Annotated in this window: 24 protein-coding genes and 1 tRNA gene; 7 read left to right on the top strand and 18 right to left on the bottom strand. The window is 64.5% G+C overall.

Annotated features, from left to right (window positions below; genetic code table 11):
- Positions 1-33: 33 nt before the first annotated feature.
- The 11 genes from J7I79_RS18520 to J7I79_RS18570 all read right to left on the bottom strand — a co-directional run bounded on the left by J7I79_RS18520 (position 34) and on the right by J7I79_RS18570 (position 11404).
- The gene (locus J7I79_RS18520; protein ID WP_104174280.1) at positions 34-429 is read right to left on the bottom strand and encodes an FKBP-type peptidyl-prolyl cis-trans isomerase; all 396 of its coding nucleotides are present in this window, start codon (positions 427-429) and stop codon (positions 34-36) included.
- A 30-nt stretch (positions 430-459) separates the two neighbouring features.
- Complete coding sequence (locus J7I79_RS18525) at positions 460-1389, bottom strand: FKBP-type peptidyl-prolyl cis-trans isomerase (RefSeq protein WP_104174279.1); 930 nt, start codon at positions 1387-1389, stop codon at positions 460-462.
- Positions 1390-1499: 110 nt separating this feature from the next.
- Positions 1500-2864, bottom strand: coding sequence for a Pup--protein ligase (gene pafA, locus J7I79_RS18530; protein WP_214955685.1), 1365 nt, complete (start codon positions 2862-2864; stop codon positions 1500-1502).
- 1 nt (position 2865) lies between these two features.
- On the bottom strand, positions 2866-3573 hold the full coding sequence (prcA, locus tag J7I79_RS18535) for a proteasome subunit alpha (protein ID WP_214955687.1): 708 nt from the start codon (positions 3571-3573) through the stop codon (positions 2866-2868).
- A gap of 1 nt (position 3574) precedes the next feature.
- Entirely contained in the window at positions 3575-4399 is an 825-nt protein-coding gene (gene prcB, locus J7I79_RS18540) for a proteasome subunit beta (RefSeq protein WP_214955689.1), read from the bottom strand.
- Positions 4400-4484: 85 nt separating this feature from the next.
- Positions 4485-4688 (bottom strand): ubiquitin-like protein Pup, encoded by a 204-nt coding sequence (locus J7I79_RS18545; RefSeq protein ID WP_104174275.1) that lies wholly within the window; start codon positions 4686-4688, stop codon positions 4485-4487.
- A gap of 83 nt (positions 4689-4771) precedes the next feature.
- Entirely contained in the window at positions 4772-6445 is a 1674-nt protein-coding gene (dop, locus tag J7I79_RS18550) for a depupylase/deamidase Dop (protein WP_214955691.1), read from the bottom strand.
- Positions 6442-8223: a proteasome ATPase gene (gene arc / locus J7I79_RS18555; RefSeq protein ID WP_104174349.1), complete on the bottom strand. Its 1782-nt coding sequence runs from the start codon at positions 8221-8223 to the stop codon at positions 6442-6444. The genes dop and arc overlap by 4 nt, the downstream gene beginning before the upstream one ends.
- Before the next feature lie 82 nt (positions 8224-8305).
- On the bottom strand, positions 8306-9373 hold the full coding sequence (locus tag J7I79_RS18560) for a tRNA (adenine-N1)-methyltransferase (RefSeq protein WP_251043006.1): 1068 nt from the start codon (positions 9371-9373) through the stop codon (positions 8306-8308).
- 101 nt (positions 9374-9474) lie between these two features.
- Positions 9475-10662, bottom strand: a complete 1188-nt coding sequence (locus tag J7I79_RS18565) for a site-2 protease family protein (RefSeq protein WP_214955693.1) — start codon at positions 10660-10662, stop codon at positions 9475-9477.
- Positions 10655-11404: an HAD family phosphatase gene (locus tag J7I79_RS18570; protein WP_214955695.1), complete on the bottom strand. Its 750-nt coding sequence runs from the start codon at positions 11402-11404 to the stop codon at positions 10655-10657. Before J7I79_RS18570 ends, J7I79_RS18565 begins: the two co-directional genes overlap by 8 nt.
- Before the next feature lie 186 nt (positions 11405-11590).
- Between J7I79_RS18570 and J7I79_RS18575 the strand changes: the two genes are divergently transcribed.
- On the top strand, positions 11591-12496 hold the full coding sequence (locus tag J7I79_RS18575; protein WP_214955697.1) for a PAC2 family protein: 906 nt from the start codon (positions 11591-11593) through the stop codon (positions 12494-12496).
- A 69-nt stretch (positions 12497-12565) separates the two neighbouring features.
- Here J7I79_RS18575 and mshC read toward each other — a convergent pair whose 3' ends face one another.
- Both mshC and J7I79_RS18585 read right to left on the bottom strand, forming a co-directional pair.
- Positions 12566-13843 carry a cysteine--1-D-myo-inosityl 2-amino-2-deoxy-alpha-D-glucopyranoside ligase gene (mshC, locus tag J7I79_RS18580; protein ID WP_214955699.1) on the bottom strand — a complete coding sequence of 426 codons (1278 nt, stop codon included), beginning with the start codon at positions 13841-13843 and terminating at the stop codon, positions 12566-12568.
- A gap of 15 nt (positions 13844-13858) precedes the next feature.
- Positions 13859-14692, bottom strand: coding sequence for an undecaprenyl-diphosphate phosphatase (locus J7I79_RS18585; protein ID WP_214955701.1), 834 nt, complete (start codon positions 14690-14692; stop codon positions 13859-13861).
- Between the two features lie 52 nt (positions 14693-14744).
- On the opposite strand from J7I79_RS18585, the gene J7I79_RS18590 reads away from it, so the two are divergent.
- The gene (locus tag J7I79_RS18590) at positions 14745-15680 is read left to right on the top strand and encodes an aldo/keto reductase (RefSeq protein WP_214955708.1); all 936 of its coding nucleotides are present in this window, start codon (positions 14745-14747) and stop codon (positions 15678-15680) included.
- Between the two features lie 27 nt (positions 15681-15707).
- Here J7I79_RS18590 and J7I79_RS18595 read toward each other — a convergent pair whose 3' ends face one another.
- Complete coding sequence (locus J7I79_RS18595) at positions 15708-15974, bottom strand: hypothetical protein (protein ID WP_214955710.1); 267 nt, start codon at positions 15972-15974, stop codon at positions 15708-15710.
- A gap of 39 nt (positions 15975-16013) precedes the next feature.
- Here J7I79_RS18595 and J7I79_RS18600 point away from each other — a divergent pair, with 39 nt between their 5' ends.
- Positions 16014-16247, top strand: a complete 234-nt coding sequence (locus J7I79_RS18600; protein ID WP_214955712.1) for a DUF5703 family protein — start codon at positions 16014-16016, stop codon at positions 16245-16247.
- A gap of 66 nt (positions 16248-16313) precedes the next feature.
- On the opposite strand, the gene J7I79_RS18605 is transcribed toward J7I79_RS18600, so the two are convergent.
- Together J7I79_RS18605 and J7I79_RS18610 are read right to left on the bottom strand one after the other, a co-directional pair.
- The gene (locus J7I79_RS18605) at positions 16314-17477 is read right to left on the bottom strand and encodes an acyl-CoA dehydrogenase family protein (protein WP_214955714.1); all 1164 of its coding nucleotides are present in this window, start codon (positions 17475-17477) and stop codon (positions 16314-16316) included.
- Positions 17478-17511: 34 nt separating this feature from the next.
- Entirely contained in the window at positions 17512-18816 is a 1305-nt protein-coding gene (locus J7I79_RS18610; protein WP_214955716.1) for a M20/M25/M40 family metallo-hydrolase, read from the bottom strand.
- A 165-nt stretch (positions 18817-18981) separates the two neighbouring features.
- Between J7I79_RS18610 and J7I79_RS18615 the strand changes: the two genes are divergently transcribed.
- The 4 genes from J7I79_RS18615 (at position 18982) to J7I79_RS18630 (ending at position 22257) form a co-directional block, all read left to right on the top strand.
- A tRNA-Leu gene (locus J7I79_RS18615) sits at positions 18982-19064 on the top strand.
- Positions 19065-19332: 268 nt separating this feature from the next.
- Positions 19333-20016 carry an alpha/beta hydrolase fold domain-containing protein gene (locus tag J7I79_RS18620; RefSeq protein WP_214955718.1) on the top strand — a complete coding sequence of 228 codons (684 nt, stop codon included), beginning with the start codon at positions 19333-19335 and terminating at the stop codon, positions 20014-20016.
- A gap of 505 nt (positions 20017-20521) precedes the next feature.
- On the top strand, positions 20522-21256 hold the full coding sequence (locus tag J7I79_RS24985; protein ID WP_396020213.1) for a hypothetical protein: 735 nt from the start codon (positions 20522-20524) through the stop codon (positions 21254-21256).
- Positions 21199-22257, top strand: coding sequence for an MFS transporter (locus J7I79_RS18630; RefSeq protein WP_251043020.1), 1059 nt, complete (start codon positions 21199-21201; stop codon positions 22255-22257). Before J7I79_RS24985 ends, J7I79_RS18630 begins: the two co-directional genes overlap by 58 nt.
- Positions 22258-22384: 127 nt before the next feature.
- Here the strand turns inward: J7I79_RS18630 and J7I79_RS18635 are convergent, their stop codons facing one another.
- Both J7I79_RS18635 and J7I79_RS18640 read right to left on the bottom strand, forming a co-directional pair.
- On the bottom strand, positions 22385-22885 hold the full coding sequence (locus J7I79_RS18635) for a DUF805 domain-containing protein (RefSeq protein ID WP_214955720.1): 501 nt from the start codon (positions 22883-22885) through the stop codon (positions 22385-22387).
- 217 nt (positions 22886-23102) lie between these two features.
- Positions 23103-23843: an HNH endonuclease family protein gene (locus tag J7I79_RS18640; RefSeq protein WP_214955722.1), complete on the bottom strand. Its 741-nt coding sequence runs from the start codon at positions 23841-23843 to the stop codon at positions 23103-23105.
- Between the last annotated feature and the right edge of the window lie 63 nt (positions 23844-23906).

The following is a 23906-nucleotide window of genomic DNA, read 5'->3' on the forward strand; positions in this document are numbered from 1 at the left end:
GGCTTGCCCGGCGGGTGCCGGGCATTCCTCCGCTTAGCGGACTCCGACGAGGTCCACTACGAAGATCAGCGCTTCGTTGGGGCCGATCGCTCCGCCGGCACCGCGGGATCCGTAAGCGAGTTCCGAGGGGATTTCGAGGCGGCGGCGGCCGCCGACCTTCATGCCCAGCAGGCCCTGGTCCCAGCCCTGGATGACCTGGCCCACGCCGACCCGGAAGTCCAGGGGAGCTCCGCGGCCCCACGAGGCGTCGAACTCCTCGCCCGTGGACCAGGCGACTCCGACGTAGTGGGTGGAAACGGTGTCGCCCGGCTTGGCCTCGGCGCCGTCGCCCTCGATGAGGTCGGTGATGACCAGGTCGGTGGGGACGTCCCCCTCCGGGAAGTCAATTTCCGGCTTCTGGCGGTCGAAATTGCGCTGTCCAAATGACATGTTTGCTCCTTTTTCTTGGATTGGGATGGCTTACTTGACGCCGAGGATATCGACGACGAACACCAGATCGCCCTTGGCCTCGCCCTGGCCGGCATCGCCGTAGGCAAGATCCTTCGGGACGACCAGGAGGACACGTGAGCCCACGTTCTTGCCGGCAAGCCCCTGCGTCCAGCCCTTGATGACGCCGGTCAGCGGGAAGCTGGCCTTTTCGCCGCGGTCGAAGCTGGAGTCAAACTTGGTGCCACCGTTGAGGGTGACGCCGACGTAGTTGACGGTCAGCGTGTCGGTTTCCTTGACGGCCGGGCCGGTGCCCTTGATCAGGTCCTGCGAGACGAGGGCTGTCGGTGCCTTGACACCTTCGACGGAGATTTCCGGGATTCCCTTGTCGTTTTCCTTGACGGTCGGCAGTCCGGCGGGCGGCGTGACCGTTTCGCCTTCCGGCTTGTCGAGGACCTTCGGGGCGTCCTTGGCGGCCAGTACCTTAACCACCAGAAGCTGCGTGGGGCCGGCCTCGGCGCCTTCCTGGGCAGCCTGGCCCGGGACTGCAAGCGCAAGCTCCGAGCCGATCTTGGCGCCCACGAAGGCGTTGTAGATCACGGCGTTGCCGGTCTTAAGTGCATCGTTCAGCTCAAGGGGCTCGGGGTCCTTCGCGAAGGTGTCTTCGAGCGTGGTGCCGTCCTTGCCGCTGACGGCGAGGATCGAGATGTCGGCGATCTGGTTCGCCTTGAGGCGCTCTCCGTCGCCCTCGTTAACCACCTTGACGGTGGGTTCCTTCACATCAAGGGGCTTATCGAATTCGACTCCGGGTGCCTTCTTGTCACCGTTGTCCGTAAGCTTCAGAGAGTCGAGCTTGGCGGTCTCGCCAGCAGACTGGCTGGTGGGCTCCGGGGCTGCAGGCGAGCCGCCGCAGGCGGTGATCAGCAGCAGTCCGGGAATGAGAATTGCTAGTAGTCGGCGCACGTAAGAACTTTCGTCGGGGCAAGATGGATGCGTTGCAGCCGATGATGCGCGGCAACGCAGTCTGTGGCCGCGTAAACGGCCCCATCCAGAATAGCCCCTGAAGCTGGGTATCAGCCCATAGAGTCCAGGAGCGCATCGACGCGCTCGTCCACGTTCCGGAACGGATCCTTGCACAGGATCGTCTGGTGGGCGCGGTCGTTCAGCTTCAGGTGCACCCAGTCCACCGTATAGTCACGGCCCAGTTCCTGTGCGCGGCGGACGAAATCCCCGCGGAGTTTTGCCCGGGTTGTCTGCGGTGGCGCATCAACAGCGTCCTTGACTGTGGTGTCGTCCACCACGCGGCGCACCGCTCCCCTGGCTTGCAGCAGGTAGTAGAGACCGCGGGTCCGCGAGATGTCGTGGTAGGTGAGATCGAGCTGGGCAATCCGCGGCGCATCCAGCCCGAGTCCGTGCCGGTTCCGGTAGCTGTCCATCAGTTTCTTCTTGATGGCCCAGTCGATCTCGGTGTCGATCGTGCTGGTGTCTCCGCTCTCAATGGCGGAAAGCGTCCGTTCCCACAGGTCCAGGATGAGGGGCACATGCTGATTGTGCGCGCCGTGTTCGGCAACAAACGAGGTGACCTTGTTCAGGTACTCGCGCTGGATCTCCAGCGCGGTCAGCTGCCGGCCGTTGGCCAGACGGATGAGCGCCCTGCCACTGAGATCGTGGGAGACCTCCCGGATGCTGCGGATGGGGTTCTCCATCCGCATGTCCCGCATGATCACGCCTGCCTCGATCATCCGGAGGATGAGGTCCACGGTGCCCACCTTCATCAGGGCCGTGGTTTCAGACATGTTGGAGTCACCCACGATCACGTGGAGACGGCGGTAGAACTCGGCGTCGGCGTGCGGTTCGTCCCGGGTGTTGATGATGGGCCGGGACCTGGTGGTGGCGGAGGAAACGCCTTCCCAGATGTGGTCCGCGCGCTGGGAGAATGCGAACGTGGCCCCGTGCGGGGTCTTCAGGATTTTCCCGGCACCGGCGATGAGCTGCCGGGTCACCAGGAAGGGAATCAGGATTTCCGCCAGCCTGGAGAATTCGCCGCGACGGGGAATGAGGTAGTTTTCGTGGCTGCCGTAGGAATTGCCTGCGGAGTCCGTGTTGTTCTTGAAAAGGTATACCGTGCCGTTGAACCCCTCGGCGGCCAGCCGTTCCTGCGCCTCGTCAACGAGGTCGTCCAGGATCAGCTCGCCCGCGCGGTCATGGGCGATCAGCTGTCCCAGATCATCGCATTCGGCGGTCGCGTACTCGGGGTGGGAGCCCACGTCGAGGTAGAGCCGGGAACCGTTGGTCAGGAACACATTCGACGAGCGTCCCCAGCTGACCACTTTGCGGAAGAGGTAGCGAGCCACCTCCTCCGGGGCGAGCGGACGCGAGTCCGGGCTCGAGTAAGAGATGCCGAACTCGGTTTCGATGCCGAAAATGCGCTTGTCCATTTCAGTTCTCCTCAGACAGCAGGGCGGCGATTTCGTCGTCGCCGAGGCGTCGGAAAGCCCGCCGGGATCCCCGGGTGCCCTCCGAATTGCGGTCCAGTACGGCCACCTCAAGGGCTGACGCGGGCAACTCGCCCGCTTCCTTGTCAGTGACCAGTCCTTTCATGGCGAGCCTGATTGCACCGGCGAAGTTCAGTTCCCGCTGCCACCCGCCGTCCACGGTCTCGGCCACTTTGTCTGCCTGACCGCCCATCACAATGAAGCCCTTTTCGTCAGCAATCGAACCGTCGAACGTCAGCCGGTAAAGGTGGTCGTCGGCCGGGCTGCCGCCAACTTCCACCACTGCAAGTTCCACCTCGAACGGCTTCTGCTCGGCGGTAAATACGGCACCGAGGCTCTGCGCGTAGACGCTGGCCAATCCCCTGGCCGTGACGTCTTCGCGGTCGTAGGAGTACCCGCGGACGTCCGCGTACCGCACCCCCGCCTGCCGGAGGCTTTCGAATTCGTTGTACTTGCCGACGGCGGCGAAGGCGATCTTGTCGTAGATCTCGCCGATCTTGTGCAATGACGGCGACGGATTCTCCGCGACGAGGGCGATTCCCTCCTCGCAGCTGACCACCACGACGGACCGGCCCCGGGCAATTCCCTTCCGTGCGAAATCCGCACGGTCCTTCATCAGCTGTTCGGGCGACACATAAAACTGTTGAGTCATATCAGGCCTCCCGCCGAGCTGCGGTTCTGGCCTCGATGATGGCCGCGGCCACGGCAGCGAGATCATGGTCTGGGATGCGCCTGGCGCCGCTACGGCCCACGGTGTAGACAACCGGCCACAACTGCCGGACCGGGTCCGGTCCGCCGGTTGCCGAGTCGTCATCCGCCGCATCGTAGAGGGCTTCGACGGCGACGGCCACCGCCTCCTCTTCGTTTAGTCCCGGCCGCCAGAGCTTCTTGAGGGCTCCGCGGGCAAACATGGAACCCGAACCCACTGCGTGGTGTTCCTGCTCCTCGTACCGTCCGCCGGTGACATCGTACGAGAACAGGCGGCCGATGCCGGCAGGGAGGTCGAACCCGGCGAAGAGGGGCACAACGGCTAGGCCCTGCATGGCCATGGGCAGGTTACCGCGGATCATTGCGCCGAGCCGGTTGGCCTTGCCTTCGAGGCTCAGCAGCGTTCCCTCGATCTTCTCGTAGTGTTCCAGCTCCACCTGGAACAGCCGCGTGAGGTCGATGGCGATGCCCGCGGTGCCCGCGATTCCCAGGACCGAATAGCGGTCTGCCGGAAAGACCTTTTCAATGTGCCTGCTCGCGATGATGTTCCCCATCGTGGCGCGGCGGTCGCCGGCCATCAGCACTCCCCCGCCATAGGTCAGCGAGACGATGGTGGTGGCATGCGGCACCTGAAGCGGCTGCGAGCCAGGGCCAGTGGGCGTGGGGAACGGCTGATTGTATGGAAGTAAGCCGGGCCTGTTGCGTTGAAGGTGTTCAGTGAATGATGACGTCGCGTTGGCAGCTACCTGGTTGGCTGTTGTGTCCTGCACTGATGCACTCCTTCAACGTGGTGGGTCAACGTCTCTTCGACCGTCCGGGCTGCCGTCCTCCTATCAGGCGCTGGCGGCGTGAATCCTACTGGCCGCCTTTTTGAACGAAGGCCCGGACGAATTCTTCGGCGTTGGATTCGAGGACGCCGTCGATTTCGTCCAGGAGGTCGTCCACGCCCTGGGTGGCTGCCGATGCCTGGGCGTCCCCGGCTGCGGGTGGCGTTGCGGGGGCGTCGTCTTCGATTTCGCTTTCCCGCGACTGCGGCTGCTGTTGCTCCTGGCCTGCCATTTCCTTCTCCTTCTATCCGTCCCCGATGAGAGGGGACATCCTGTAAGCCCATATTGCCACGGCTTAAGCCGCGGTGGGGTGCTTTATGCCGGTGGCGGAGGCGGAGTTTGTCCGAGCAGTTCGGCCAGGAAGGACCCGGCGTCTTTGTGCCTGGCAAACAGGCCTCCTGTGAGTGCCTCGGTTCCCCTCAAGGGCTCCCGGGTAGGCACCCGCTGCAGCCTTCCGTGGCCGGGGACGTCGAAGATGACCGAGTCCCAGCTGGCGCCCACCACATCCTTGCTGAACCTGCTGACGCAGTGGCCGCGGAAAAAGGCGCGCGTGTCGGACGGCGGTTCCGTCATCGCCCGGGCGATTGCTTCGTCGTCGACGATCCTGTCCATCCGGCCGCGGGCAAGCATCCGGTGGTACAGCCCCTTTTCCGGCCGCACGTCCGCCCACTGGAGGTCCACGAGGCCCAGCCGGGCGTCGTTCCACTCCAGTCCGTCCCGCTGCCGGTAGCCTTCCAGCAGCGAGAGCTTGGCCAGCCACTCCACGGAGGATGCAGCAGCCGTCCGGTTACTGTCCAGGTCCGTCAGCGTCGCCGCCCAGCGGTCCAGGAGTGCGTGGGTGTGTCCGTCACCGTCCACGGCGTCGCCCACCCCGGTGTCCTGGGCCAGCTTGGCGGCGGCTTCGTGGTAAATCCACTGCAGGTCCAGGGCCGTGACCCGGCGCCCGTCGAGGAGCCGGAGCGTGGCGGTCAGCGAGGTGTCGTGGCTGACGGCCTGCAGGGCTGCCACGGGCTCGTAGACCTCCACTCGGGGAGCCAGGCCCGCCTCAATCAGGCTGAGCACGATGGCCGTTGTCCCGAACTTGAGGTAATTGGCGGCCTGGCTGAGGTTCGCGTCCCCGATGATCACGTGCAGCCGGCGGTATTTGTCCGCCGTGGCGTGAGGCTCGTCGCGCGTATTGATGATCGGCCGCCGGATGGTCGTTTCCAGGCCCACCTCCGCCTCGAAGAAATCCGCGCGCTGGCTGATCTGGTACCCGGGCCGGGAGCTGTCCTGTCCAAAGCCCACCCGCCCGGCGCCGCACATGATCTGGCGGGTGATGAAAAACGGGGTCAGGCCCCGGACTATGTCGCCGAAGGGCACCGCGCGGGGCATCAGGTAGTTCTCGTGCGAGCCGTACGACACCGATTTATTGTCCGTGTTGTTCTTGTACAGGTTCACTGGCGGCAGCTGCGGATCCGCGGCCATGCGGCGGACCGCCGAAAGCGCCACGACGTCGCCCGCGGCGTCCCAGGCGACGGCGTCGCGCGGATTGGTGACTTCCGGGCTTGAGTACTCCGGATGCGCATGGTCCACGTAAAGGCGTGCGCCGTTACCCAGGACCATGTTCATGAGGAGTGAACCTGATTCGTCCTCGCCGTCCTGCTCCAGCTCTTCGCGTCCGTAGGCCAGCGCCACGGCTTCGGCGTCAAGCACCGGCGGCTGGTCAGTCAGCTGGCTGGGGTCCGCCTGGTTCCGTTCCAGGGTCCAGCCCCGGGCATCGTGCAGCGGTTCTTCATCCGTGTAATCCCAACGCGTTTCGGCTCCGCCGGCGGCACGCAGCCGCGTCAGCTGGGCGTACGCCTGGATGACCCGGGCGGACATCATGGTCGCGTTGGCACCCGGGGCCGACGGCGCGTGGATGCCGTATTCGGTCTCCGATCCCATCACCCGCAGAACGCCGCCGACCGGCAGCGGACCTCCTGGTACCGCTTCGCTGCGCGGCGTCACAGGTACTGGCCCGTGTTGGGCATTGTCTCGATGGATTTCCCGGGTTCCTGTCCTGCCTTGCCTTGGACGATGGTGCGGATGTAGGTGATGCGCTCGCCCTTCTTGCCGGAGATACGGGCCCAGTCATCCGGGTTGGTGGTGTTGGGCATATCCTCGTGTTCGCGGAACTCGTCGACGACGGCGCGCAGCAGATGGTCTATGCGCAGACCCTTCTGCTGCGTGGTCAGCAGGTCCTTGATGGCGTACTTCTTGGCACGGTCCACCACGTTCTGGACGACGGCACCGGAGTTGAAGTCCTTGAAGTACAGCATCTCGGTGTCCCCGTTGGCATAGGTCACCTCAAGGTATTCGTTGGACTTTTCGGTGGAGTACATTGCTTCGACGGTGCGCTGGATCATGGCATCGACGGTGGCTTGGACGTCGCCGCCATGCTCCGCGAGGTCGGATTCGTGGAACGGCAGGTCCGTGGTGACGTACTTGTAGAAAATATCGGCGGCGGCCTCTGCGTCCGGCCGCTGGATCTTGACCTTGACGTCCAGCCGGCCCGGGCGAAGGATGGCCGGGTCAATCATGTCCTCCCGGTTCGACGCACCGATGACAATGACGTTGTCCAGGCGTTCGACGCCGTCGATCTCGCTGAGGAGCTGGGGCACGATCGTTGTTTCGACGTCGGAGGAGATGCCGGTGCCGCGGGTGCGGAACAGCGAATCCATCTCGTCGAAGAACACCACCACGGGGCTGCCGTCCGAGGCCTTCTCCCGTGCACGGGAGAAGATCAGGCGGATGTGCCGTTCCGTTTCGCCGACGTACTTGTCCAGGAGTTCCGGGCCCTTGATGTTGAGGAAGTAGCTCTTCAGGTCAACGTTCCCGGTACGCTCGGCAGCCCTGGCGGCCAGGGAATTCGCCACAGCCTTGGCGATCAGCGTCTTGCCGCATCCCGGAGGGCCGTACAGGAGGATGCCCTTGGGAGCCTTGAGGCCGTGTTCACGATAAAGGTCGGGGTGCAGGAACGGCAGCTCCACGGCATCCCGGATCTGTTCAATCTGCGGCCCCAGGCCGCCGATGTCCTCGTAAGTGATGTCCGGAACCTCTTCAAGCACAAGGTTCTCCACTTCGGAGCGCGGAACCTTCTCCAAGGCGTAGCCCGTCCGGGAGTCGATGGATAGGGCGTCGCCGACGCGAAGCTTTTCCGACATCAAAGCCCCGGAAAGGCGGATGACGCGTTCCTCATCCGCGCGTCCCACCACGAGGGCGCGGTCCGTGCCCAGCATTTCCTTGAGCGTGACCAGTTCGCCGGCGCGTTCATAGCCGAGGCCGGCCACCACCAGGAGTGCTTCGTTAAGAAGGACTTCCTGGCCGACGGCGAGCTGGTTCATGTTCACCAGCGGGCTCACCCCGACTCGCATCTTCCTGCCGGCGTTGAAGATGTCCACGGATTCCTCCGTGGCCGCCTGCCCGCTGTTACCGGCGGTGGGCTGCCGTTTGGGGTTCAGCTGCAGAATGGTGCCAAAGCTGTAGGGTGGCTGGCCCTCCTGGTCCAGGGCGTTCTTGAGCCGCAGGATTTCCGCTTTCGCGGTTTCCAGCATGCCTACCAGCTTTGAGTTGTTCTGCGTCGCGGCGGCAAGCTGGCGGTCGATGTGCCGCAGTTTGTCCCGGAGGATGTTCACCTGCCGGTCCGCAACTGAGAGTTCGTTGGCCACATAGCGGGCGTTCTCAGGTTCCACTGCCCCCGTGGTTTCGTCCGGTGTCCGTGAGGAGTCGTTGTTCGGAGTCTCCATCATGCATCAGCCCCTTCCTGCGCTTCTATTAAGACCTTAGCCCCAAGAAGCCGGGTACTGCTGGAGACATCCGAAATACGGACTAGTTCGTGACCTCCGGATCATCCTTCACGTTGGTTCCGGCGATGGCATCGCGTGCGGCGCGGCGGAGTTTCTTGTCGGAGACGAGGCGCTCACCCACGGCGCCGGGCGTCCAGGCGTTGACGTCCTCTTCGTTGAAGTCAGTCTTGGAGGGACGGCGCTTCACGGAGATGCCGGTGACCCCGTCCGCGAGCCTGCGCGTGACCAGCAGGAAGCCCGTGTGGGCGACCATGCGGTGGTCCGGACGCACGGCCAGTCCTTCCAGGTGCCAGCCGCGGACCATGGATTCCCAGGCATCGGGCTCGGTAAAGCGGCCGTCGGCCCGGATGGCCTCCGCCGTCCGGGACAGCTGGGTCACGGTGGCCACGTAGTTGATCCACACGCCGCCGGGGGCAAGCACGGTGGCTACGGAGTCCAGGCATTCCCACGGTGCGAGCATGTCCAGGACCACGCGGTCCACGGAACCGGGAGCCTCGCTGCGGACCACTTCCTCCTGGAAGTCGCCGAGGGAGATCTTCCACGCAGGGTGCGGACCGCCGAAAATGGTTTCCACGTTGCCGCGGGCGATGTCCGCGAATTCCTCGCGCCGTTCAAAGGAGTGCAGGTAGCCGTTGTCTCCGACTGCACGCAGCAGCGAGATCGACAATGCACCCGAACCCACGCCGGCCTCCACCACGCGGGCGCCGGGGAAAATGTCCGCCATGGTGACGATCTGGCCGGCGTCCTTGGGGTAAACCACAGCCGCGCCGCGGGGCATGGACAGGACGAAGTCCGAGAGCAGCGGACGGAGGGTCTGGTACTGCTGGCCCACGTTGTTGATGACAACGGACCCGTCCACCTTGCCGATGATTTCGTCATGGTTCAGGAAACCGCGGTGGGTGTGGAACGCCCCGCCGACCTCCAGGGTGATCGTGTTCATCCGGCCGCGCTCGTCAGTCAGCTGTACCCGCTCGCCTTCCCGGAACGGACCTCGACGACGGGCGGCGCCGACCGGCAGTGTGCCGGTGGTGCCGGCGATGTCTGCGGTGTCGCCAGGCGTGATGTTGTTGGCGGCAGTTTCGCTGCTCATGGATTATTCCTCGCTTTTGTAAACCTGTGTGGCCGTGCATCAAGACGGCCGGGCACCAGTCGCCGGCCCGGGCGCCGATATTTCACGACCGGCAGGTAACTCTACCGGTTCCGGACCTTCGCGCGCCCGCTGCGGCGCATTTCCTTGCCCGTAATGGCCGTCACCACGGCCGACTGCCGGAGTAGCCCAATCACTCTCCCGTGGTGATCTACCACTGCGTACTCGCGGCCTTCGAGCTGGGCCAGGTACTGCACGAGCTCTTGGCCCTGGGACCATTCCGGCACGTAGGCTCCGGCGCTGAGGGCGTGCGAAACCGCAGTGGCCGGCGTTGCTGCCGCGGCCCCGGCCGGAACGGAAGCGACGGCGGCCTCGTCCACAATTCCTGCGGGCCGGCCGTCCGCTCCGCACAGAATGATGGCCGTTGCACCGTCCGCAGCAAGCCGGCGGACATCGGCCACCGTGGAGGATTCCGGTATCCCGACGGCGGGTTCAGCCAGTGCCGCGGCGTTGACGAGGTGCAGCCGGCTGCGGAGGCGCCCGTGCTGGATGGAGGCGGAAGCCCCCATCCAGAGGAAGCTGCCAACCAGCACCGTGATGAGCATGAGCGAAACGTCGGGGCGGTCACCCCGCAACAGCGGAAGCAGGACGAACCAGGCGGCCAAGGCGATGACGATGACCCGGCCGGCCCAGCCTGCTGCCACCGTGCCCTTTTCCTGGCTGCCGGTGGCCTTCCAGACGGCGGATTCCACGAGGCGGCCGCCGTCCAGGGGAAGGCCCGGAAGGACGTTGAAGATACCGATCAGCAGGTTCGCCCAGACAAAAATGTTGGACAGGATCCCCGCCACGCCGGAAGGGTCCGTTGCCAGGATGAGCAACCAGCCCGCACCGGCCAGGAGGAAGTTTGCGGCCGGACCGGCCAGGGCAACCAGGACGGAGCGGCCCGGCGTGGCGGTGAACCCCTCGAACTGGGTGTGCCCGCCCCACAGGTTCAAAACGATCTTCTCCGTGGGCCAGTGGAAAATCTTGGCCGTCAGGGCGTGGGCGAGCTCGTGAACCAGCACTGAGATGAGCAGCAGCAACGCGTAGGCGAAGGCCACGTAGTAGGCGGCAACGCCCATGTCCGGGTACTGGCCCTCCAGTACGGGTCCGTACACGATTACAGTGAACGCTGCAATGATGAACCACGAATACGCCAGGACAACCCGGATGCCGGCGATGCGGCCCAGCGAGATGCCTTCCCGGCGGCCGTTGGCGGCCTTCTGGTCCCTACCGCTTGCTGGCTCAGTCAAGGCTGTAACTCCGAACCGCTGCTTCTTCCAGCCCGAAGTCCCCCGCCGGGAATTCGTTGCGCCGGACCAACAGTTCCTGCAGGTCCGCCACCGTCCGTCCATCGAGGGAATGCCACGTGGCCCGGGCCGGATCGTCGGGCAACGGGACGATGTGCGGGATAGCCACGGTCACCACTCCGGACGCCATGGCGGCTGCGACGCCCGGCGCCGAGTCCTCAAGGGCAACGCATTCGTGGATGCTGAGGTCCGGGTCCTCCTGCTGCAGCAGGGCGACCGCCTTGAGGTATGCCTCGGGATGGGGCTTGCCGTTGGTGACGGTGTCCCCGGTGACCAGGAACTCGAAGTAGGGCTTGGGCAGGCTCGCCACAATTTCGCGCGCCAGCGGCGCCTCGGACATTGTCACCAGGGCGCACCGGACGCCTGCCTCGTGGAGCTGGTCCAGCAATTCGCGCGCACCGGGCCGCCACGGAACGGAGGTGCGGACCTTGCTGATGACCTGGGCCGTGAGTGTGTCGATGATTTCCCGTGTCTCCAGCTTCACGCCGGCCTGCTGGAGAATGCCGGCCGAGAACACCAGGGACTGCCCCACCAGCTGCATGGCCTGGGCGTGGGACCATTGGCCGCCGTGGGCAGCAACGAGCGCGTGCTCGGCTTCGATCCAATACGGTTCGGTATCGACGATGGTGCCATCCATGTCCCATAAAGCGGCTTTGAGAAGTGGCTGGGAGGCTGAGGATTGCATGGATCCAAGTCTACGGTGCAGCAATCGGGCGCAGGCCTGCAGTACGCCCTTGGCGAATATCCTGCAGGATGCTGCGGAGTTGTCGCGGCGTCGCCGCCGTGTGGAAGCGGAATCGCTGCGGCTCGGCCAAGATTAGTGGCGCTTCATTTCATGCAACCGGCGGGGTCTTGGACGTAGGGTGAAGAAATGAATAGCTTCGAGGGAGACACCAGCGAACCGGGTGCCACGCCCGAGCCGGAGCGGCTGCTGCAGCCCGTGCCCGAAGGCCAGCGCATCACAGTGATGCTCGCCGCTTTTGAAGGGTGGAACGATGCCGGCGAAGCAGCGAGCGATGCTCTCCGGTACCTGAACAAACTTTGGGGCGGCAAGAAAGTGGCCTCGATTGACGCCGACGAATACTACGACTTCCAGTTCACCAGGCCCACCATCCGCCGGACGTCGTCCGGGGAACGCAAAATCAAATGGCCGTCCACGCGCATTTACAAGGCCAGTGCCCCGGAGGCGAATGTCGATGTGATCTTCGTCCAGGGCACGGAGCCGTCCTACAAGTGGCGGGCCTACACTGCTGAGTTGCTGGTCCACGCCGAGGCCCTGCACGTTGACTACGTCATCCTCGTGGGTGCGCTGCTGGCGGACGTGCCTCATAGCCGGCCCATTCCGGTGAGCACATCGACGGACGACAGCGCCCTGCGGGAACGGATGAACCTGGAGGCGTCACAGTACGAGGGGCCGGTGGGAATTGTCGGCGTGCTGTCTGAAGTGGCGCTACTGGCAGGCCTGCCCACCGTGTCGCTCTGGGCGGCGGTCCCCCACTACGTGGCCCAGGCCCCCTCGCCGAAGGCCCAGCTCGCCCTCTTGCACAAGATTGAGGAGCTGCTCCAGGTCCCGCTGGACACACACGAACTGGCGGAAGAAGCGGATGCCTGGGAGCGGGGAGTGGATGAGCTCGCCACCGAGGACCCTGAGATTGCCGCCTATGTCCGGCAGCTGGAAGAAGCGAAGGACACCGCTGATCTTCCCGAAGCAAGCGGCGAGTCCATTGCCCGCGAGTTCGAGCGCTACCTCAAGCGCCGCGGCAAGGATAAGCAGTAAGGCGCAGGCCGTAAAACAGCTCCGGAGTCCGGCGAAGATCGCCTGACTCCGGAGCTTTTCCGAAAAAGGCTAGAGTTCGACGCCGAGCAGGGAGTTCACGGCGTCACTGACCAGCGCCTCGTCCATGGCCGACGCGGCAACCGCCTGCTTCCGTGCCTCGGCGGCCCACCGGTCCACGGCCGCGAGGGCGCCGGGGGCATTGAGGTCGTCCGCCAGTTCGGTCCGCATTTCGGCGACAAGGGCGGCTGCCGAGCCTTCCGGGGCCATGGCAAGCGCGCTGCGCCAGTCTTCGAGCCTGGCTTTGGCCTCGGCGAAGTCAGCCTCCGTCCAGGACCAGTCACTGCGGTAGTGGTGGGCGAGGATAGCCAGGCGGATGGCTGCAGGGTCCTCGCCGTCGGCCCGCAGTTTGGACACGAGCACCAGATTTCCCTTGGACTTGCTCATTTTTTCGCCGTCGAGCCCCACCATCCCGGCGTGGGCAAAGTGCCGGGCCAATGGAACGCCGGACAGTGAATACGCGTGACCGGCACCCATCTCATGATGCGGGAAAACCAGGTCGGAACCGCCACCCTGGACGGTAAACGGTGCCGGCAGGTACTTCTGCGCGATCACCGTGCACTCAATGTGCCAGCCGGGCCGCCCCTCCCCCAGTTCCCCGCCGGGCCACCTGGGTTCACCATGGCGGGCAACACGCCAAAGAAGCGGGTCCAGCGCCTGGCGCTTGCCGCCGCGGCCCGGGTCGCCGCCGCGTTCCGCAAAGAGTTCCAGCATTTCGGTTTCGGAAAGCCCGGACACCGAGCCCAGGGTCCACGCCCCGGCGTCGGTTGATTGCTTGCTGGCGGCTTCGACGTCGTAGTAGACGTCGCCGTCGGGCTCACCGGCAGTTCCGGCGACACGGTAGGCCAGGCCGAGCTGCAGGAGCCGCTCGATTGCGGGAACAATTTCCGGGATGGATTCGACCGCCCCGACATAGTGGTCGGGCGCCAGGACATTGAGTGCTGCCATGTCGGTTTGGAAGAGCCCGATTTGGCTTGCCGCGAGCTCGCGCCAGTCCACGCCTGTGGCCGTGGCCCGCTCGAGGAGGGGGTCATCGATGTCGGTGACGTTCTGCACGTAGGCAACGCGCTGGCCGCCGTCACGCCACGCACGGTTCAAAAGGTCAAACGCTACATAGCTCGCGGCGTGGCCCATATGAGTGGCGTCGTACGGGGTGATTCCGCAGACGTACAGTGATTGTTCATCCGCGGCGTCAAGGGTGCTGTAGGCCCCCTCGACGGTGTCGAAAATTCGAACGGCGGGCATGCGGCCCGGGAGCTGAGGAACAGGGCGGGAGATCCAGGATTTCACAGGCCAAGCCTAGTGCTAGGCGCTGATGACATTGAAACCGAGCAGCAAATACAACGCCATGCCGAGGAAAATGCGGTACCAGACGAAGAGCCGGTAGCTGCGCGTGGAGACGAACTTCAGGAACCATCCGATGATGACGTAGCCCACCACGAAGGCGATTACCGTGGCCAGGGCCGTTTCCGGCAGGCCGTATGGACCGGTGATGCCGTCCTTGGAGACCACTTTGTACAGCTGGTAGAGCCCGCTGCCGAATACTGCAGGAATGGCCAGCAGGAAGGAATACCGGGCTGCGGCTTCCCGGGTGTAACCCATCAGCAGGCCGGCCGTGATCGTTCCCCCGGACCGCGACACGCCGGGAATGAGGGCCATGGCCTGCGCCAGGCCGTACAGGATGCCGTGCTTGTAGGTGAGATTGGTAAGTTCCCGTTCCTGGCGGCCCACAGTATCCGCCACGGCGAGGATCAGGCCGAAGACGATCAGCATGGTGGCCACGATCCACAGGCTGCGCAGCACGGACTCGATCTGGTCCTGGAAAATCAGGCCGAGAACGATGATGGGAAGGCTGCCCAGGATCACCAGCCAGCCCATGCGGGCGTCGGGGTCGTTCGACGGCACGCGACGCGACATTGAACCGGACCATGCCTTGATGATTCGCACAATGTCCCGCCAAAAGTAGACGATGACTGCCGTCTCGGTTCCGAGCTGGGTGATGGCGGTGAACGCCGCCCCCGGATCCGCCGCATTCGGCAGGAACGAACCGACGATGCGCAGGTGGGCGCTTGAGGAAATCGGGAGGAATTCGGTCAGCCCTTGTACAAGACCCAGCAGGGCCGCTTCAAACCAGTTCACGTTTATAGACCCTACGTCATGAAGCAGGGTGAATCCCCGTAAGCTAACAGCTATGCAGCAGCGTTATGTCGGCAACAGTGGGTTGCGCGTGTCCTCACTCTCCCTAGGCACCATGTCGTGGGCACGGGAGACCGATGAGCAGGACGCATCGGAACTGCTGCGCACGTTCGTCGACGCAGGCGGAACCCTGATCGATACCGCCGCCTCCTATGCTGACGGCCAGGCGGAGGCCCTCCTGGGAGCCATGCTGGGCGACGTCGTCTCCCGCTCCGAAGTGGTGATTTCCACGAAAGCTGGGATCTCGACGTCGGACGGCCGGCGGAGCGTCGATACCTCGCGGAACGGCATGTTGTCCGGCCTGGACGCCAGCCTTGCCCGGCTCGGCACGGACTATGTCGATATCTGGTTCGCGCAGGCATGGGATGCCAATGTCCCACTGGAGGAGACGCTGTCCGCCCTTGAGTTTGCAGTGCGCACAGGCCGCGCCCGGTATGCGGGTGTGTCGAACTTCACAGGCTGGCAGACCGCCAAGGCCGCGGCGATAGCGGGCTTCCCCCTGGTCGCCAGCCAGTCGGAGTACTCGCTACTGCAGCGCAGGCCGGAAGCCGAAGTCATCCCGGCGGTCGAAGACGCCGGGCTTGGCCTGTTTGCCTGGGCGCCGTTGGGCCGCGGTGTGCTGACCGGCAAGTACCGCGGGCACATTCCGGCGGATTCGAGGGCGGCGCAGAAGAGGCTTGCCAGCTATGTGGAGCCCTACCTGGAGCGGCCTGCGTCCCGGATCGTGGAGGCGGTGGCGATGGCCGCGCGCGGCCTCGGCCGGTCATCGATCGATGTTGCCCTGAGCTGGCTGCTGTCTCAGCACGGTGTGGCCACGGCGATTGTGGGCGCCAGGTCCCCCGTGCAGCTCAAGGAGATTTTGGATTCGCAGCTGACGCCGGTGCCGGCGGAAATCGCGCGGGCACTGGAAGACGTTTCTGCGGTGGAGTAGGCGCTCCGGCAGGCGCCGGGATCCTGGTCAGTCCTGGACGATTTCCAGGTCTTCGTCTTCTTCGGCGTCCTCTTCATCGTCGTCGTCATCCACGTCGTCGATGACCTCCAGCGGAGTAACCTCCCCATAGGCCTCGTAGAGTGAATCATCATAGACTTCGAAGGCATCAGCTACGGCAAAGAACGCCGCTTCGACCGTTGGGTCTCCCTCGCCCCGCCGTGCGGAGGCAGCGATCAGGTGTTCTTCCAAGGCTGTGGTCAGGGACTGAAGCGCGACACGCGGATCGATGCTCATGACTTCACGTTAGTCGGAAATGGACGAAAATGGAGAGCAATGAAAGAACATTTTCTGAGCAGTTCAGTCCAGCGGGAGCGGGACTACGCGAGGCAGTACGAGTACCTGGTACTGACGGTCGGCCCTGAGGATTCGCTGCCGGAGGCCCGCCGCCGCCTTGTTGAACATTCCGAATACGGCAAGTGGGAGCTGCAGCGCAGCCGTCTCTACGTGGGCGGTGGCAGGCGCTTTTGGCTTCGCCGCAAAGTCATCCAAGTCCAGCGGACTGTTTAGCGGCCCCCGGCGGACCGTTTAGCGAAGCCCCGGGGAAAGTGCAGCCTTTTCACTGCCCAGCAGCTGCTACGGCGTCTCCGGCGGCCCCAGCCAGGCGTTGGCCACGGTGTTGTGCGCTGACTCGTCATCGGAGGGGTGGAACATCCCGGCGAGCACGTCGCGGTAGAGGCGTTCCAGTTCGGTTCCCCGGAAATAGCTTGATCCCCCAGATACCCGGATTGCCAGGTCGACCACTGTCCGCGCCGTTTCCGTGGCCCGGACCTTGAGGCCCACGAGCCTGGGAAACCACTGGCTGCCGTGGTCCACCAGCCCGTCAATGTCACGCGACAGCTCGGCAAGCTGCGGGTACAGGGCGTCCATCGCCATGGCGGCCTCCGCCACCTTCCACCGGATATCGGGGTCCTGGGCGTAGCTGCGCCCCTCATTCTTGAAGGATGTACGCCGTTTGGCCGCCTCCACTCCCAAATCCAGCGCCCGTTCGCCGATACCGGTGTAGACAGCGGCCAGCAATGTCTCGAAGCAGGCAAAGATCGCGAAAATCAGCGGATCGGCGTTCGGCCCTACCGGGAGCTTTCGGAAGATGCGGTCGGCTGGCACGACGGCGCCGTCCAGCACGGTGGTGTTCGACTGGCTGGCCCGCATGCCCAGGGTGTCCCAATCGTTGAGGATTTCATAGCCGGCAGCGTCCCTGGTGATGAAACCGTGAATCAGTTCGCCTTCGCCGTGCCGGGCGGAGCTGTCCTTGCCGAAAATCCCGAGCCTGGTCCAGGCAGGAGACAGGCTGGTGAAGATCTTCCGTCCCGTGAAGCCGTAACTGCCGTCAGCGTGCGGCGTGGCAACGGTCCGTGAATCGAAAAGCACGGAGTCGTTGCCGGCTTCCGAGTTTCCGAACGCGAAAATTTCCCCCTGCGCCGCCTCCCGGAGGACGAAGTCGAGCGAGGAATCACCGCGCGCGGCCAGGACCTGCGCGACGCCGGTCCACACTAGGTGCATGTTGATCGCCAGCGCGGTGGCCGGGGCCGCCGTCGCCAGCCTCCTTTGCAGCTGAGCTGCCGCTGCAAGGCCCAGCCCCAGTCCGCCGTCGGACGCCGGCACAAAGATCTTGAGGTAGCCCGCCGCGGCAAGTTCCTCCAGATCCTCGGTGAAGAAGCTGTTCTCCTGGTCATAGCGGGCCGCACGGCCGCGGATCCGCTCCAGCAGGGGCTCGGTGAGGATCTGGTCCGGCGTCATGGTTTGGCTTTCATGGGCTTCGGCGACGGGGGGCTCAGTAGTTGGTCAGCAGCCTGTCCAGCACCCTTGCCCCGAACCTGAGGGAATCTACCGGTACGCGCTCATCCACGCCGTGGAACATCCCGGTGAAATCCAGTTCATCCGGGAGCTGGAGCGGGGCGAAGCCGTAGCCGGTAATGCCGAGCCGGCTGAGGGACTTGTTGTCCGTGCCGCCGGACAGGGTGTACGGAAGTACCTTGGCGCCGGGATCCTCGGAATGCAGGGCATCGATCATGGAGTCCACCAGGTTTCCGGCAAACGGGACCTCGAGTGAGACGTCGTTATGGACGTAGGAAACATCGACGCCGTTGCCCGCGAGTTCCCTGACGATTTCCAGGACCTGCTGCTCCTGGCCCGGCAGCGTCCGGCAATCGACCAGGGCCTCGGCGGATTCGGGGATGACGTTGTGCTTGTACCCGCCTTTGAGGAGAGTCGGGTTGGTGGTGTTCTGCAGCGTGGCGCCAACGAACCGCGCCACGGTCCCCAGTTCCTTGAGGAGCTTGTCCGGATCGTCCGGATCGAATTCGACGCCCGTGAGTTCCGTCACGCCGTCCAGGAACTGCCGGGTGGTGGGTGTCAGCTCCACCGGCCACTGGTATTCGCCGATGCGGGAGACCGCGCTGGCGAGGCGTGTGACGGCATTGTCAGTGTTGATCTGCGATCCGTGGCCTGCGCGGCCATGGGCCACCAGCCGCAGCCAGGAGAGTCCCTTTTCTGCGGTCTGCAGGAGATAGGTGCGCTGGCCGCCGATGGTGGCCGAGAAGCCGCCCACCTCGGAGATCGCTTCGGTGGCTCCGTCGAAGAGCTCCCGCCGGTTTTCGACGGCGTAACGGGCGCCGTAGGTCCCACCCGCCTCTTCGTCGGCGAAGAATGCGAAAATCAGGTCGCGCTTGGGTTTACGTCCCGTCCGGGCAAAGTTCCGCATGACGGAGAGGATCATGGCGTCCATGTCCTTCATGTCTACGGCTCCGCGGCCCCAGATGAGGCCGTCCTTGAGCTCTGCGCCGAAGGGGTCAACTGACCACTGGTCCCGGAGTGCGGGCACAACGTCCAGGTGCCCGTGCACCACCAGGGCGCTGGCCGAGGAGTCCTCCCCCGCAATTCGGGTAACGACGTTGGCACGGCCCGGCGCTGATTCGAAAATCTCTGCCTCAAGGCCCACTTCGGTGATGAGCCCGGCCGTGTATTCCGCAGCCGCACGTTCCCCCGGTCCTGTTCCGTCACCGTAGTTCGAAGTGTCGATCCGGATCAGTTCCTGGCAGATCCTGACAACTTCATCCTCGGGACGTACTTCAGTCATGTTTCACTCCTCGTGGGGGCGGCTTGATTGCTGGTTTCAGCCTACCCACAAGCCCCCTGCAACCCCCGATTATTTGTTTCCGGAAAAGTCGTGCTAGAGTCTTTCTCGCTGCTTCGGAGAAATCCAAAACGCTGAAAGGCGGAACGGATCCCCGAATTACCACCTGCGCGGGTGGCGGAATGGCAGACGCGCTAGCTTGAGGTGCTAGTCCTCGAAAGGGGGTGGGGGTTCAAGTCCCCCTCCGCGCACAAGGGAAAACCCCTGGAATCCACGGATTCCAGGGGTTTTTTTCTGTCTTCACGCATACGACGGCAGGTTCCAAATTCGCAGGTGCGGGCGTTACCGTCCGGAGACGAGCCGGGCCGGCCCCGTATGCGGGCTACCGCGGTGGAGGACCGCCACTTAGCGGTTAGACACGAGTCCTTTGCGAGTTGCTGGCGGTTAGAATCGCAGGACGAAATGCCTAGGCTGAATTCAGGTCACAACGCGGTGACCGGCAGCCACCCAGGAGACACCATGACGCCAGTCCACAAAGCCCCACCGTTTGATGTTGAGCTGGGCTCAACACTCGCTGCGTTGGGTGATCTTCTCAATCCCACGCTGACTCCCGACATGATTGCCGGGATGCGGGGTGGGCCCCTCACGGCATCCATTGAAGAGCAGCTGGCGGGCCACGCCGTGTCCCACCAGGAGCGGACAATCCCTGGCCCTGACGGCGCTCCGGACCTCATTGTTTCCATCTTCACCAGGACCGATCATGTCCCCCGGCGGACCCGGGATCTATCACACGCATGGCGGTGGGTTCTGATCTGCCCCATGCTCGACGACCGCAACGAAACGGTCTCCAGCTACCGATTGATGGCTTCGGGTTGTGGGACCGTACCAGCAACGACACCGGTTGGGATGCCCTGCTCGGCGACCGGGCGCAAGACGCCGGAAGTGTCCGTTTATGCGGCGCCGGCCAGGGCAACCGACCTCTCCGGCCTGCCGCCCGCCTTCATCGATGTGGCAACGGCAGAAGTGTTCCGCGATGAAGTGGCTGCCTACGCCTCGGGAATCTGGGCCGTAGGAGGCGTTGCCGAACTGCATGTATGGGCGGGCGGATTCCACGGCTTCGACATGATCGTGCCGCAGGCCGCCCTGTCGATCCATGCCCGCGACGTACGAACGAAATGGGTTCGCCGCATCCTTGGCGCCTGACGGAGGCGGTGTCGGAGTACCAGTTTCTGGGCGGAGTAAAATTCGGATGACGAGCTAACTCAACGAGCGGCAGATATGCAGGGATTGGTTGGCGCCTCAAAGCGCATGACCCTGAGGCGTCCGAAAGCCTCAAGGTGATCGCGTACTTTGATGCGCTCGTCGACGGTCACGCTAGTGCCCAGGTTCTGCTGAGTGGCGCTGCAGCGCTGAGCGGCTGTACGGCCGGATATACGGTGGACGGCAAATCCTTACGCGTTGATGCCTCCGGTACAAGAACAGGCCCCGGCGCTTCCGATGGATCTGGTTCGGACAGTGGCAAGGGACCCGGCGGTTGGCCCGGACACGATTTCGGGGCTGGCGGGCGGGTCTGGATTGAGCGGTCCGGCACGGCTTTCGCCAACGACGAAATGATCCTGGAGCGGGTGGCGATCGCCCTTGGAATCTCCTTTGACCGCACCAGCCCATTGGCCGCTCCCGCAGGGCCATAGAGGTGCTCATCGATGCTATGGCACCTCTCGACAGGCGGATGGACGCCGCAGCCATGCTTCGCCTCGACCGTGATACGGCCTATAGGGTGGTGGTCGTTCCCGCATCCGCCGAACTGCGCACCACCCCGAGCACCCTGATTTACACGGTTGTTGGCCCGGTGCGGGCATTCGTCCCCCGGTTCCCCGCAACTCCACAGCTCGGTGACGCACAGCTTCCGGCGGGGGCCGGATCGCGCACAGGGGTTGGCCTGGCCATGGAACCAGGCGTGCTCCACCGCTCGTGGGCATCTGCCCTGCTCGCCCTGCGCCTAACGTCCGACGGCCAGCCCCGGCAGCTCGCAGACGATCTGGGCGGTCTTCTTGTCTTAGCGGAAGCAGCCGATTCTTCCGCATACCAAACCCCTGACCTCACGGCGCTCACGCGCCTCGTGACGCAGCACCCCAAAGCTCTCAGGTTGCTCGAATCCCTTGCCACCGGAAAGGCCTCGCTGCGCGCAATACACCAGGCCCGAATCAAGCTCAATAACGTCCGCATTCCAAAAGCCAATCTTCTTCCCGGTGCCCGCACTTTCAAGGACACGTCCGAAGTCCTTGTTGCGACCCGCCTGGGGGTGGCCTGGTCCGCCCTCGGCCAGCTGTCCTGTTCGGCCACTTTGGTGACAGGCTGGGGCGCAAGAAGACGCTGGTCAGCACACTGCTCATCATGGGCATCGCGACCGTCACCATCGGACTGCTGCCCGACGCCAGCGTAATCGGGATCGCCGCGCCGATCATCCTCGTTGTCCTACGCTTTCTTCAGGGATTCGCTGTCGGCGGCGAATGGGCCGGCGCGGCCTTGATGGCCGCAGAGTACGCCCCGCCCAAACACCGGGGCCTATTCGCAGCCTTCCCCCAGCTGGGCCCGTCGATTGGCTTCGCCCTCGCGAGTGCAACCTTCCTCATCATCAATCTGTCACTCGGCGACAAGTCGGAGGCATTCCTCACGTACGGGTGGCGCATTCCGTTCGTCGGAAGTGCCGTGCTCGTTATGATCGGTCTCTACATCCGCCTCAAGATCGAAGAGACTCCCGTCTTCAAGCAGGCCAGCGACGAGAGCGCCGTCCCGACGGGGCCGCGCAAGCTGCCGGTGTGGGAGTCGGTGCGAAACCAGCCACGCCAGATCCTCCTGGGCGGCGCCTCCACCATGATGCTCTTAGCCTTCTTCTACATCGGCACAGCCTTTCTCAGCAGCTATGGCACAAGTGCCGAGGGCCTTGGCCACAGCCGGTCCACCATCCTCTCGCTGGGAATCGTCGGCGCGATGTTCTTCGCTGCCGGAACTCTTGGCAGCGCAATGCTCTCCGACCGGATCGGCCGCCGAGCCGTGATCGTCGGCTCGTGCGTCGTGGCGATCCCCTGGTCGCTCCTGCTCTTCCCAATCCTCGACATCGGCACCTCCTGGTCGTTTGCCATCGGGCTCTCCGGCACGCTGCTGATCGTCGCCGGAATCTACGGTCCGGTGGGCGCCTTCCTGCCGGAGCTCTTCGCCACCCGCTACCGCTACACAGGTGCCGGAATGGCCTACAACCTCGGAGCGCTCGTCGGCGGCGGCGTCACGCCGCTGGTGGCGGCATCGCTCGGCGCCAGCCTGGGGAGTCCGGCCATCGGCCTGCTTCTGGCCGGCGTGAGCCTGGTGAGCCTATTCGCCACCTTCGGCCTCCCGGAGACCCGCGGCATCGACCTCGCAGCCTCCGGGAACACAGCCGCTCGGTGACTCTCCGGTCGGTTACCCGGGCCGACGTCGAGGAAGGCCCCGGTAGCCGGCACGCCAGAAGGGCCCGTTCAGGAACGGGCCCTTCTGCGTTGGTGATTCAGCCAGATGCTGGCCGGGGTTTTGCGTCCTAGGCGCTGGCTGGCTGGTCGAACCGCTGGCCGGCCGGGTTTGAGCCCAGGATCATGAACACCAGCAGTGCCAGGGCGCCGAGGAACGGAACCAGGACGATGAGCACCAGCCAGCCGCTGAAGTTGCCGTCGTGCAGGCGGCGCACAACGAGGGCAAGCGACGGAACGATAGTGGCCAGCCCCCAGATGGCGAGCAGGATGTAACCGACAATGGCACCAGGACCGGGAGCTGCCTGGCTCGTGAGGGCGGATGCCGAAGTGGTCGCGGCGGACCCGACTCCGATGATGATGTTCAGGATGATGCTCACAGCAACGGAGACGAGGGTCCACAACCAGTATTCGCTCCGGCTGGCCCGCCCGGAGAACGTGGCGTACTTCTTGAAGAACCGTTTGACCGCTGCCGGGAACGGTGCACCGTAATACGGCGCCCAGAGAGGCGGTTCGCCGCCCTGCCAGGTCTGCTGCGGCGTCTGCTGTTGCGGGTATTGCTGATAGCTCAAGGTATTCCCCCATGGATTCAGAGTGACGAGACGAACCCATCGTACGGGCCGTCGGGGGCTGTTTAGCGTTTCGATGGACAAAATTTACTTCGATTTACGGCAGGTTGCGCTCTCGTCGATGGAGAACCGCTTGGCGGTTCCCTCCATCGCGCGGACGCTGTCCCACCGATGAACGTGGCGAACTCGTCATTGGGACTGGCCGAACACGCGCCGGAGCCTATGTGCAGGAGGCCAGGATGCTCTCGATCGCGTCGTGTTCCGGCCGGGTGACCCACAGCTTGTACTTGGCCTTCACCGCCGTCATCCGGGCAGCGTACTCGCACCGGAAGGCCTTGTTCGGTGGCAGCCAAGTGGCGGCGTCCTTGTCGGACTTGGCCATATTGGAAGGACCGTCGGCGGCCATGAGGTTCAGAGGATCGTTGGCGAATTGCTTCCGATTGTCTTCGCTGATCAGCTGGGCGCCGGTCTGCCACGCCAGTGACAACGGAACGATGTGGTCTATCTGGACCGCCGAGCTTGTGTCCGCGCCGCGGACGAAGTTGATTGTTTTACCGGTGTATTTGTCAGCCAGCGTACCGGCAGCCACCACGCAGTCGTGGGTGCCGGGTTTGAAGGTCTCCCCTGTCAGGTCTCGGGCCAGAATGTCGTTCCGTGTGTCGCAGCCGTTGTGGTCCACGTCCGCCCAGGCGGCGCCGAACTGATCGCGGCTGTAGCCGGTCTTCGGCGCACGGCCCTTCACCGGAATACTGGCGAGCCGGGCAATTGCGGCGGCCACTTCATCCGGGTTCGCTGCCGGAGCTTCCGCGGGCGTGGACGGCGCTGCGCCGCCGGTGGCCTTCCCGATCGCCGTACCCGCGGAGGCTGCGGCGTCACAGCCTGCCAGGCCTCCAAGCAGCAGAGCGGCGGTCAGGAGGGTCAGTGCTTTGGAACGGCGGCGTGAGATCGTCTTGTCCTTCATTGATACGGCGGTCCCGCTCAGGCTATCCTCTTCGCGGGTCCGGGCCTCGCAGGCCAAACGATG

Origin of the sequence: Arthrobacter sp. ISL-69, from assembly GCF_018613775.1 — a bacterium.
Lineage (GTDB): Bacteria > Actinomycetota > Actinomycetes > Actinomycetales > Micrococcaceae > Arthrobacter.